The sequence below is a fragment of the Vibrio sp. D173a genome, assembly GCF_030248475.1.
Genome location: NZ_JAHGAH010000161.1, coordinates 1 through 12,508 on the forward strand (window position 1 = coordinate 1; position 12,508 = coordinate 12,508).

The window sequence follows — 12,508 nt, forward strand, 5'->3', positions numbered from 1 at the left end:
ACAAAAATCTCGCTAAATTAGGCGGTTGGAAAGATACCAAAAGGACGGGTAGAGCTTCAATAAAGGTGCTTTGGGAAGGATGGTTTAAACTACAAACCATCCTTGAGGGCTACGAACTCGCAATGTCTCTTGATCACTAGACTTGTGATCAAGAGACAGCCAAGATAGGGACTCTTAAACTCGAACGCGCAGCTAAAAGGCGAAATGAATCGGATCGTTGCGACATTATTTTGCCGGAAATGAGCAGACTCACAAAACTCAGTCCTATAAAAGGGCCCCAGTTTTGGGTCCAAGCAGAGAGGTTGAGTACCATTTGAGTAAAGGCGGGTAAGTCGGCTCCAAAACCTGTAAACATCTTTTCAAACTCAGGGATAACTCTAGTCAGCATTAAATAGGAAACCCCAAGCGCTACTAAAACCACCATCGCTGGGTAAATGAGCGCTTTAATCACTTTTGCGCGCAACTGCTCGCTCTTTTCTCGATAAGTTGCCAAACGCTCAAAGACTTGAGATAGGTTACCGGACTGCTCACCAGTCGCGATTAGGTCTGTATAAAGCGGATCAAAATGTGTACTGGCAGTGCGCATGGCTTTCGACATCGGTGTCCCTGCCTCTACCGCTCGTGTGACACTCATCAGAATCGATTTCATCTCGGCTTTTTTGTGGTTCTCTGAAACCAACTTAAGTGCCTGAACAATCGGTACGCCCGTCATTAGCATAGTGGCAATTTGGCGAGTAAATATCGTGATGTCTTTGCCTTTGACGCGATGACTGATCTTGGTGATAAAAGAAATGCTGCCTTTCTTCAGTTTCTTTATCTTAATGTGTTGAGCATCGAGGCGCTCTCTTACCTCTATTTCGGTCATGGCGAGCACGTTTCCAGAGGTTTTTTTACCCGAGCTATTAATGCCTTTCCAACGGTAGTTCTTGAGTTGAGGAGCGATGGTTTTCATAAACTGAGTGACTGCCTAATAATTCTTATAAATGTTAGAAGTAGAGAACGCGCTGCAATTCGCTGAAGCTGGTAATGCCTTGTTTGAGTTTTTCGATGCCAGACATTTGTAAGGTTTGCATACCATTGGCAATGGCGAGTTTTTCTAATTCGTGTACCGAGGCGCCTTTGATGAGTGCTTCTGAAAGGGATTCATCAAACTTCATCACTTCGTAAATGCCGGTTCGCCCTGAATAACCATGGGTACACTCGTTACAACCGTCGGGATTAGCTTGAAAGATCTGTTCGGTGCTGGTGATTCCAATATGTTGAAGTTGGTTGTTTGGCTCTTGAGGTTGTCTACAATATGGACAAAGTTTTCTAGCCAAACGCTGGGCGATGATCAAACTGAGAGAAGAGGCGAGGTTAAAGCTTTCTACGCCCATATTAGACAAGCGAATAACAGTCTCGGCAGCTGAGTTTGTGTGTAAAGTGGAGAGAACTAAGTGGCCAGTCTGTGATGCTTTGATCGCGATTTCTGCTGTGTCGAGATCTCGGATCTCGCCCACCATGACGACATCAGGGTCTTGACGTAAGAAAGAGCGGAGCGCTTCTGCAAAACCAAAGCCGATCTTTGGCTGAACTTGAACTTGGTTAATGCCGGGCAGGTTAATCTCAACGGGATCTTCAGCGGTTGAGATATTGATCTCTGGCTTATTAAGAATACTCAATCCAGTATAGAGCGAGACCGTTTTACCGCTACCTGTTGGGCCTGTCATCAGGATCATACCTTGCGGACGGCGCAGGGCATCCAAATAAAGTTGTTTCTGTGAGTCGCTATAACCTAGCTTATTGATATCTAATGCTGCAGAACTGCTGTCGAGCAAACGCAGAACAATCTTTTCCCCAAAAAGAGTTGGTAGTGTGGAGACACGCATATCAATTGCAGTGTCTTGGTTTAATTTGAGCTTGATTCGCCCATCCTGTGGCAAACGGCGCTCAGCAATATCGAGTTTAGATAGGATTTTTATACGTGCGGAAAGTCGACGGCTTAAGTGGCTAGGTGGCTGTTGAATTTCAATCAAGATGCCATCGCAGCGTAAACGGACTCGATACATGTTTTCGTAGGGTTCGAAATGAATATCTGAAGCCCCTTTACGGACAGCATCGAGTAAAATTTGGTTGATATAGCGACTGACCGGCGATTCATCTTGGCTGAGATCTTCGATGTTCTCAATTTCATCCTCACCAATATCAACCAAACCCGCCAGTTCATCTTGGTTGATTTCTTTAAGACCGGATTTTTCTTGCCCAAGCGATCGGCCATATAAACGTCGAATGGCTGCTGTTAGCTCACGAAAGTCAGCGAGGACAAGCTCGACTTGCAAGCCTGTCGCAAAACGAAAGTCATCTTCGGCTTGAAGGTTGGTTGGATCTGCTACCGCGAGAATCAAAGTTGAAGAGGTGCGGTTAAGCGGTAAAGCGTTATGGCGAGTGATGAGATCGCGTAAGCCAAGCGTTTGGCATAGCGAAGCGTATTCGTATTGGTTAAGAGAAGTGCAAGAAAGCCCGAATACTGAGCTTAGGTGTTCTGTCAATTCGTGAGATTGGAAAAAGCCAGAACTGAGCAAAGCCTCTGGCATCGAAATGCCAGAAGCTTTTGCTTGCTCAAGTAACGATTCCTCTTGGGAAAAAGTCAGTATTCCTGCTTGGCGAAGAACCGTTGAGAGGTTGGTTAGCACTATTTTTTAGTTACAGCTTTTAATGGTTTGTCCTGTAGTGTTATTACAAGACCAGCCTGAGGCACTTCGAGTATATGTGATGTTTGTACTGTTGAGTGTTGCGTTGGTACCAAAGTTAAATGCAACGCTTCCTGCCTCTGAGACGCTTCCATCTTGGGTTAATGCGATTGTGCCAAGAGTATTCATACCAGCAGAGGCTCCAAGATCTGCAAGGTTATTAGTCGCGGGAAATTCTCCATTTTCCTGAATGTACATATCGATATTAGTTAAAAGAGCACGTACTGTCCCCATTCCTGCAGCAGCTTCAGATTTTTTTACATAGTTTTTGTAAGCAGGGATAGCTACTGCAGACAAGACACCAATAATCGCCACCACAATCATCAATTCAATCAGCGTAAAACCTTGCTGCTTCTTCTGTTTATTCGTTTTCATCTTCTTTCCTTAAGATAAATTTAGTTAATGCTTATGCATGGGCAGAAGAGTAAAAAGAGTCGAAACAAGTGGAAACTGGAAACGAAGTGGCTCTCGAGTGAGATAAAGATCTTTGCACTCTGGTTGCATATTGTGTGCAAGGTTTTGCGAGTGGTGTTATTTTTTAAACAGATAAAAATAAAGAGCCATATGGCTCTTTATTGGATTTTTGATAGGTGTAACTCTATGAGATTAAGAGAGTTAATTGTGTTTGTTCACACTGGTTTACTTGAAGCGCATCGAAAGATCCATCGCTTTTAGGTGCTTAGTCAAAGCGCCTACTGATATATAATCTACGCCCGTTTCTGCGTATTCAGCGATAGTCTCTAAGGTTACATTACCAGAGTTTTCTAGCGCAGCACGGCCAGCATTGATGGCAACTGCTTCACGCATCATATCTTTGGTGAAGTTGTCTAACATAATGATGTCGGCGCCCGCTTCGATCGCTGCTTTTAGTTCATCCAAGCTTTCCGTTTCTACTTCAACTGGCTTACCTGGGTTCAACTGTTTTGCGGTGGTAATCGCTTGAGTGATACCGCCACAAGCGATGATGTGGTTTTCTTTAATAAGGTAGGCATCGAACACACCGATACGATGGTTAAAGCCACCACCGCATGCTACGGCATATTTCAAGGCACTACGCAGACCTGGAATGGTCTTGCGTGTATCTAATAGACGACACTCAGTGTGAGCAATTTTTTCTGCGTATTCAGCAGTGATGGTCGCACAACCAGAAAGGGTTTGAATAAAGTTCATTGCGTTGCGCTCGCCAGTGAGCAAATCACGAGCAGGGCCCGTCAGTGTGCAAAGCGTTTGGTTAGGCTCAACTTTGTCACCGTCTTTGACATGCCACTCGATGGTCACTTTGCCACCGAGTTGTTTGAATACTTCATCTGCCCATGCTTGACCACAAAACACACCGTGTTCACGGGTGATGATGGTTGCTGTGTTAACAGCGTCAACAGGGATAAGCGATGCGGTGATATCTTTGTCGGCATCCAATACTCCACCTAGATCTTCTTTTAGGGTATCGGCTACGGCGCGAGTGATTTCTAATGGAAGCTGTTGCTTAAGGTATTCTAGGCGTTCTTGGCTGTTGTGTGTGTTCTTCATCGCAAATCTTGTCTTGAAAGGGAGATGGCAACGAATGATACTCTCCGGTGTCAATAATTTCAGCAGTTAATTTGCAAAGTAGAGAGGTTGATATGTGCCTAAAAATCGAGAATGGTTGGTTGACGGAGGCTATGCACGTCCCATCACCATTTTTTGATGCTCGTTCTGATAAAAATGACATCTCTCTGCTAGTGGTACACAACATCAGTTTACCGCCGGGGCAGTTTGGTGGCTCTTATATAGAAGACTTTTTCACGGGTAACCTCGATCCCAACGCCCATCCGTTTTTTGAGGTAATTCACAAAATGGGCGTTTCGGCACATTGTTTAATAAAGCGTAATGGCGAAATAGTCCAGTTTGTTTCTTTTCTTGATAGGGCATGGCATGCAGGGCAGTCTAGCTTTGCTGGTCGTGAACGTTGCAATGATTATTCCATTGGTGTTGAGCTCGAAGGGACTGAGTTTGTTGCCTATACAGAAGAACAATATCAATCACTTACTGCTTTGACCCATGCGGTCATGCAGACCTACCCGAAAATCACTTTACCTCGAATTACAGGGCATCAGTACATTGCTCCCTTGAGAAAAGCGGATCCTGGTCTAAGCTTTGACTGGGTCAAATACAGACAGCAATTACAAAGCTAACTTGTAGCGAAAGTGTAAATTCAAAAAACAGAAATAAATAAGGCATACACTCAGTTATGCCTTTTTTTGATACAAGAAATATGAGCGCTTGTTAAAAGTTAACTACATTTTGAAGGTTTAAAACGGCTAGTGGTGCATAACTGCACAGATAATTTTGTCATTTTTTGTTTTTGTTGATCAAATTTACTAGCACGCAGACTTCCCATCTGTTTTGTTTATGTAATTGGTCATACCAATTTTATTGCTGTTTTAATGGTCGATTGTTATCAAAGTGTTGGCTGCAAGTCCGTTCTATGATTTAGGTCAACTTTTGGCTGGACAGTGACGTTTTAATTATGTTAATTTCTGCACCAACTTAAAATTGGTATTACCAATTACCTGCAAGAGTAGAAGAACAATAAATTATGGCTTATCAAAGGATTCGTCAGCCAAAGCTCTCTGATGTTATTGAACAAGAGCTAGAAAGGTTGATTGTGGAAGGAACACTCTCTCCGGGGCAACAATTGCCACCAGAGCGCGAACTCGCTAAGCAGTTCGATGTGTCTCGTCCATCTGTCCGTGAAGCCATTCAGCGTTTAGAAGCAAAACGTCTGCTTACTCGTCGTCAAGGCGGTGGCACATTCGTTAGCGAAAACATCTGGAAGAGTTTCTCAGACCCTTTGTTGAACCTATTGTCATCTCACTCCGAAACGCAGTTAGACCTGCTTGAGTCGCGCCATGCGATGGAAGGTATTTCCGCGTACTTTGCAGCATTGCGTGGTACCGATGAAGATTTTGCTCGTATTCAAGCATGCTTGAATCAAATCAGTGAAGAGCAAAAAGGCGACAACGTTGAAGCAGAAGCGGCGGCAGTTATGCAGTTCCTTATTGCTCTAACAGAAGCAGCACACAATGTTGTGTTACTTCATATCGTTCGTAGCCTTGCCCCTTTGCTTGAGCAAAATGTTCTACAGAATCTAAAGCTCTTACATCGCCGCGATGAAGTGGTCGATAAAGTAAGTAAACACAGAGCTAATATCGTGGATGCGATTGTTTCTGGTCAGCCTGAAAAGGCACGTGAAATGTCTCACTCACATTTAGCTTATATTGAAGAAACATTGTTGGATTTGACTCGAGAAGAGTCTCGACGAGAGCGTTCTCTGCGTCGAATTCAGCAAGGTAACGATTCTTAATACAAGAACCGCTTACTTAAATAAGTAGATCCAACCAACAGAAGGATAGATCGCCATGTCTGACATGAAGCATGACGTAGATGCACTGGAAACTCAAGATTGGCTACAAGCCCTTGAATCCGTTGTTCGTGAAGAAGGTGTAGAACGTGCACAGTTTCTACTAGAAACCGTTCTAGAAAAAGCACGTCTAGACGGCGTTGATATGCCAACTGGCATCAACACAAACTACATCAACACTATTCCAGCAGCACAAGAACCAGCTTACCCTGGTGATGTAACTCTTGAGCGTCGTATTCGTTCGATTATTCGCTGGAACGCAATCATGATCGTATTGCGTGCTTCTAAGAAAGACCTAGACCTTGGTGGTCACATGGCTTCTTACCAGTCAGCAGCAGCGTTCTATGAAGTTTGTTTCAACCACTTCTTCCGTGCTCCAAACGAGACGGACGGTGGCGATCTAGTTTACTACCAAGGTCACATCTCACCGGGTATCTACTCTCGCGCATTCGTTGAAGGTCGTCTAACTGAAGAGCAGCTAGACAACTTCCGTCAAGAAGTAGACGGTAAAGGTATCCCATCATACCCGCACCCTAAACTGATGCCTGAGTTCTGGCAGTTCCCAACAGTATCTATGGGTCTTGGTCCAATTTCTGCGATCTACCAAGCGCGTTTCCTTAAGTACCTAGACGGTCGTGGTCTAAAAGACACGTCTGCACAGCGTGTATACGCGTTCCTAGGTGACGGTGAGATGGATGAGCCAGAATCACGTGGTTCTCTATCTTTCGCTGCGCGTGAGAAACTGGACAACCTAACATTCCTAATCAACTGTAACCTACAGCGTCTAGACGGCCCTGTAATGGGTAACGGTAGCATCATCCAAGAGCTAGAAGGTCTATTTAAAGGCGCTGGCTGGAATGTTGTTAAAGTTATCTGGGGTAGCAACTGGGATGCTCTACTTGCTAAAGATACAACAGGTAAGCTTCTACAGCTGATGAACGAAACTGTAGATGGTGACTACCAAACATTTAAATCTAAAGATGGTGCTTACGTACGTGAACACTTCTTTGGTAAGTACCCAGAGACAGCTGCACTAGTTGCAGACATGACTGACGACGAAATCTTCGCACTTAAGCGTGGTGGTCACGAGTCTTCTAAGCTGTACGCAGCTTACAAGAACGCAGCAGAAACTAAAGGTCGTCCAACAGTAATCCTAGCGAAGACTGTTAAAGGTTACGGCATGGGTGAAGCGGCTGAAGGTAAGAACATCGCGCACCAAGTTAAGAAGATGGACATGACTCACGTACTACACCTACGTGATCGTCTAGGTCTTCAAGACATCCTAACTGACGAAGCAGTGAAAGAACTTCCATACCTGAAGCTTGAAGAAGGTACAGCGGAGTACGAATACTTACACGCTCGTCGTAAAGAACTAAAAGGTTACACGCCACAGCGTCTACCTAAGTTCACTCAAGAATTCAAAACACCTGAGCTAGAAGAGTTCGCACCGCTACTTGGTGAGCAAAAGCGTGATATCTCTACAACAATGGCTTACGTTCGCACTCTTAACATCCTGCTTAAGAATAAGAACATTGGTAAGAACATTGTTCCTATCATCTGTGATGAAGCTCGTACGTTCGGTATGGAAGGTCTATTCCGTCAGATCGGTATCTACAACCCGCACGGTCAGGAATACACACCAGAAGATAAGGGCATCGTTTCTTACTACAAAGAAGCAACATCAGGTCAGGTACTACAAGAAGGTATCAACGAGCTAGGTTCAATGGCATCTTGGGTTGCTGCTGCGACTTCTTACAGCACAAACGATCTACCAATGATCCCATTCTACATCTACTACTCTATGTTCGGTTTCCAACGTGTTGGCGACATGGCGTGGATGGCTGGTGACCAACAAGCTCGTGGTTTCCTACTAGGTGCTACTGCAGGTCGTACAACACTAAACGGTGAAGGTCTACAGCACGAAGATGGTCACTCGCACATCATGGCGAACACGGTTCCTAACTGTATCTCTTACGATCCAACATTCGCTTACGAAGTTGCAGTAATCATGCAAGACGGTATTCGTCGCATGTACGGTGATAACCAAGAGAACGTGTTCTACTACCTAACTGTAATGAACGAAAACTACGCAATGCCAGCAATGCCAGAAGGCGCTGAAGAAGGCATCCGTAAGGGTATCTACAAGCTTGAGTCTTACGCTGGTGACAAGTCTAAAGTTCAGCTAATGGGCTCTGGTACTATCATGAACGAAGTACGTAAAGCAGCGACTATCCTAAGCGAAGAGTACGGCATCGCATCTGACGTGTTCTCTGTAACATCGTTCAACGAGCTAACTCGTGACGGTCAAGACGTAGAGCGTTACAACATGCTTCACCCAGAAGCAGAAGCGAAAGTACCTTACATTGCACAAGTAATGGGTACTGAGCCAGCTATCGCAGCGACTGACTACATGAAGAACTACTCTGAGCAAGTTCGTGCGTTCATGCCTTCTGAGTCTTATAAAGTACTTGGTACTGATGGTTACGGCCGTTCTGACAGCCGTGAGAACCTACGTCGTCACTTCGAAGTTAACGCAGGCTACGTAGTAGTTGCAGCTCTTACTGAGCTAGCGAAACGTGGTGATGTTGAGAAATCAGTAGTCGTTGAAGCGATTGCTAAGTTCAACATCGACACTGAAAAAACTAACCCACAATACGCTTAATACAGCGCTTAACTAGAAGGTAAATAAGCAATGGCAATCGAAATTAATGTACCTGACATCGGTGCGGATGAGGTTGAAGTTACTGAAATTCTTGTAAGCGTTGGCGACAAGGTTGAAGAAGAACAGTCTCTGATCACTGTTGAAGGCGACAAAGCTTCTATGGAAGTTCCAGCGTCTCAAGCAGGTATCGTTAAAGAAATCAAAGTAGCGGAAGGTGATTCTGTTACGACTGGTTCTCTAATCATGATTTTCGAAGCCGAGGGTGCAGCAGCTGCTGCACCTGCTCCTGCAGCAGAAGCGGCCCCAGTAGCAGCTCCAGCAGCAGCGGCAGCTCCAGCAGCAGCGGCAGAGCTTAAAGAAGTTCACGTTCCTGATATCGGTGGCGACGAAGTAGAAGTTACGGAAATCATGGTTGCAGTTGGCGACAGCATCGAAGAAGAGCAATCTCTTCTAACGGTTGAAGGCGACAAAGCATCAATGGAAGTTCCAGCACCATTCGCTGGTACGCTAAAAGAGATCAAAGTTGCTGCTGGCGATAAAGTAACAACGGGTTCTCTAATCATGGTATTCGAAACTGCAGGTTCAGGCGCAGCAGCGGCTCCAGCAGCAGTAGAAGCTCCAGCGGCACCTGCGGCGGCTCCAGCGGCAGCAGCTGACAAAGAAGTGAATGTTCCAGATATAGGCGGTGACGAAGTTGAAGTTACTGAAGTAATGGTAGCGGTTGGCGACACAGTAGAAGAAGAGCAATCTCTAATCACTGTTGAAGGCGACAAAGCTTCTATGGAAGTTCCTGCACCATTCGCTGGTACTGTTAAAGAAATCAAGATTGCAGCGGGTGATAAAGTAACGACTGGCTCTCTAATCATGGTATTCGAAGTAGCTGGCGCAGCTCCAGCTCCTGTTGCAGCACCTGCACAAGCAGCAGCACCTGCGGCGGCTCCTGCTCCAGCAGCAAAAGCTGAAGCGGCACCTGCAGCGAACGATTTCCAAGAGAACAACGACTACGCACACGCATCTCCAGTTGTTCGTCGTCTTGCTCGTGAATTCGGCGTTAACCTATCTAAGGTTAAAGGTACTGGTCGTAAGAGCCGTATCCTAAAAGAAGACGTTCAAGCTTACGTTAAAGATGCACTTAAGCGTCTTGAGTCTGGCGCAGGTGCGGCAGCATCTGGCAAAGGCGATGGCGCAGCGCTTGGCCTACTACCTTGGCCAAAAGTTGACTTCAGCAAGTTCGGCGAAACTGAAGTTCAGAAGCTTTCTAAGATCAAGAAGATCTCTGGTGCAAACCTACACCGTAACTGGGTAATGATCCCTCACGTTACACAGTGGGACAACGCTGACATCACTGAGCTAGAAGCATTCCGTAAAGAGCAGAACGCAATCGAAGCTAAGAAAGACACTGGCATGAAGATCACTCCTCTTGTGTTCATCATGAAAGCTGTTGCTAAAGCACTTGAAGCGTTCCCTGCGTTCAACTCTTCACTTTCTGAAGATGGCGAAAGCATCATTCTTAAGAAGTACGTGAACGTAGGTATTGCAGTAGATACGCCAAACGGTCTTGTTGTTCCTGTATTTAAAGACGTGAACAAGAAAGGCATCTACGAGCTATCTGAAGAGCTAATGGCAGTTTCTAAGAAAGCACGTGCAGGCAAGCTAACAGCAGCTGACATGCAAGGCGGTTGTTTCACAATCTCTAGCCTTGGTGGTATCGGCGGTACAGCGTTTACACCAATCGTAAACGCGCCAGAAGTTGGTATCCTAGGTGTATCTAAATCTGAAATGAAGCCAGTGTGGAACGGTAAAGAATTCGAACCACGCCTACAACTTCCACTGTCTCTATCATACGACCACCGTGTGATCGATGGTGCAGAAGGTGCACGCTTCATTACTTTCCTAAACGGTGCACTATCAGACATTCGTCGCCTAGTACTGTAATTGAGAAAGTAATAGTTAAGGTGGCTTTCGGGTCACCTTAATTCTTTATATAAAAGACTATTTTTAGACGACAATTTCTTCCATCGTTCAGAAACTGAAAGATGAATTGTTGTCTAGCTCACAGGCTAACTTAAAGCTGCTTTCACACTGTTAACATCTCTGTAAAATATCGACCGTTTGAAAGCCTAATAATTTAAGAACATCTACTCAGCCTGTTAGGGATAATGACTACAAGAGGTCACAATGAGCAAAGAAATTAAAGCCCAAGTTGTTGTACTTGGTTCTGGTCCTGCTGGTTACTCAGCTGCATTCCGTTGTGCGGATCTAGGTCTAGAAACAGTACTAGTTGAACGTTACAGCACTCTTGGCGGTGTATGTCTAAACGTTGGTTGTATTCCATCTAAAGCACTTCTTCACGTTTCTAAAGTTATCGAAGAAGCGAAAGCGATGGCTGAACATGGTGTTGTGTTTGGTGAACCACAAACTGACATCAGCAAAATCCGTATCTGGAAAGAGAAAGTTGTAAACCAACTGACTGGCGGCCTTGGCGGTATGGCTAAGATGCGTAACGTTACTGTAGTAAATGGCTACGGTAAGTTCACAAGCCCTAACTCTATCCTTGTAGAAGGCGAAGGCGAGTCAACAACGGTTAACTTCGACAACGCTATCATTGCTGCGGGTTCTCGCCCAATCAAACTGCCATTCATCCCGCACGAAGACCCACGTATTTGGGATTCAACGGATGCGCTAGAGCTAAAAGAAGTACCAGAAAAGCTGCTTATCATGGGCGGTGGTATCATCGGTCTAGAAATGGGTACGGTTTACCACTCTCTAGGTTCTAAAGTAGACGTAGTAGAGATGTTTGACCAAGTTATCCCTGCTGCGGATAAAGACATCGTTAAAGTCTTCACTAAGCGTATCAAAGACAAGTTCAAGCTAATGCTTGAAACTAAAGTTACAGCAGTTGAAGCGAAAGAAGACGGTATCTATGTTTCAATGGAAGGCAAAAAAGCACCTGCTGAAGCAGAGCGTTACGATGCCGTTCTTGTTGCTATCGGTCGTGTTCCAAACGGTGCACTTATCGATGCTGAAAAAGCGGGTATCGAAGTAGACGAGCGTGGCTTTATCAATGTTGATAAGCAAATGCGCACTAACGTTCCTCACATTCACGCGATCGGCGACGTAGTTGGCCAACCAATGCTTGCTCACAAAGGCGTGCATGAAGGCCACGTAGCGGCAGAAGTTATCTCTGGTAAGAAACACTACTTCGATCCTAAAGTTATTCCTTCAATCGCTTACACTGAGCCAGAAGTGGCATGGGTTGGTAAGACTGAGAAAGAAGCGAAAGCAGAAGGCATCAACTACGAAGTGGCAACATTCCCATGGGCAGCATCAGGTCGTGCAATCGCATCTGACTGTGCAGACGGTATGACTAAGCTTATCTTTGATAAAGAGACTCACCGCGTAATCGGTGGTGCTATCGTTGGTACTAACGGTGGTGAACTGCTTGGTGAAATCGGTCTAGCTATCGAGATGGGTTGTGATGCAGAAGATATCGCACTAACTATCCACGCTCACCCAACTCTACACGAGTCTGTGGGTCTAGCTGCTGAAGTATTTGAAGGCTCAATCACTGACCTTCCAAACAAAAAAGCAGTGAAAAAGAAAAAGTAATTTTTCTTGAACGTTGAATGATAAAAACCGCTGACTTGTCAGCGGTTTTTTTATTGGAAGAAAAGAACGCTGCGCTTGGAGAGTCGGGAACGCTTCGCTTTAGGAATC

The 12,508-nt window shown here is 45.2% G+C and carries 8 protein-coding genes and 2 pseudogenes; 6 read left to right on the forward strand and 4 right to left on the reverse strand.

The genetic code is table 11. From position 1 onward, the window contains the following. Positions 1-140 (forward strand): annotated as a pseudogene (locus KIV40_RS16460) (IS4 family transposase); the annotation flags it as partial. Between the two features lie 20 nt (positions 141-160). Here KIV40_RS16460 and KIV40_RS16465 read toward each other — a convergent pair. The 4 genes and pseudogenes from KIV40_RS16465 to nadC form a co-directional block, all read right to left on the reverse strand. Beyond that, positions 161-952, reverse strand: a pseudogene (locus KIV40_RS16465) (type II secretion system F family protein); the annotation flags it as partial. 34 nt (positions 953-986) lie between these two features. Continuing rightward, on the reverse strand, positions 987-2,672 hold the full coding sequence (gene pilB, locus KIV40_RS16470; protein ID WP_012128877.1) for a type IV-A pilus assembly ATPase PilB: 1,686 nt from the start codon (positions 2,670-2,672) through the stop codon (positions 987-989). Positions 2,673-2,678: 6 nt separating this feature from the next. Continuing rightward, entirely contained in the window at positions 2,679-3,104 is a 426-nt protein-coding gene (locus KIV40_RS16475; RefSeq protein ID WP_285350259.1) for a pilin, read from the reverse strand. A gap of 264 nt (positions 3,105-3,368) precedes the next feature. Further along, positions 3,369-4,256, reverse strand: a complete 888-nt coding sequence (gene nadC / locus KIV40_RS16480; protein ID WP_012128875.1) for a carboxylating nicotinate-nucleotide diphosphorylase — start codon at positions 4,254-4,256, stop codon at positions 3,369-3,371. 92 nt (positions 4,257-4,348) lie between these two features. On the opposite strand from nadC, the gene ampD reads away from it, so the two are divergent. The 5 genes from ampD (at position 4,349) to lpdA (ending at position 12,400) form a co-directional block, all read left to right on the forward strand. Further along, positions 4,349-4,900 carry a 1,6-anhydro-N-acetylmuramyl-L-alanine amidase AmpD gene (gene ampD / locus KIV40_RS16485; protein ID WP_012128874.1) on the forward strand — a complete coding sequence of 184 codons (552 nt, stop codon included), beginning with the start codon at positions 4,349-4,351 and terminating at the stop codon, positions 4,898-4,900. Positions 4,901-5,304: 404 nt separating this feature from the next. Further along, positions 5,305-6,072 (forward strand): pyruvate dehydrogenase complex transcriptional repressor PdhR, encoded by a 768-nt coding sequence (pdhR, locus tag KIV40_RS16490; RefSeq protein ID WP_005428674.1) that lies wholly within the window; start codon positions 5,305-5,307, stop codon positions 6,070-6,072. 55 nt (positions 6,073-6,127) lie between these two features. Then, entirely contained in the window at positions 6,128-8,791 is a 2,664-nt protein-coding gene (aceE, locus tag KIV40_RS16495) for a pyruvate dehydrogenase (acetyl-transferring), homodimeric type (RefSeq protein WP_012128873.1), read from the forward strand. Positions 8,792-8,821: 30 nt separating this feature from the next. Continuing rightward, complete coding sequence (gene aceF / locus KIV40_RS16500) at positions 8,822-10,726, forward strand: pyruvate dehydrogenase complex dihydrolipoyllysine-residue acetyltransferase (RefSeq protein ID WP_285350260.1); 1,905 nt, start codon at positions 8,822-8,824, stop codon at positions 10,724-10,726. 243 nt (positions 10,727-10,969) lie between these two features. After that, positions 10,970-12,400 carry a dihydrolipoyl dehydrogenase gene (gene lpdA, locus KIV40_RS16505; protein ID WP_012128871.1) on the forward strand — a complete coding sequence of 477 codons (1,431 nt, stop codon included), beginning with the start codon at positions 10,970-10,972 and terminating at the stop codon, positions 12,398-12,400. Positions 12,401-12,508: the final 108 nt, after the last annotated feature.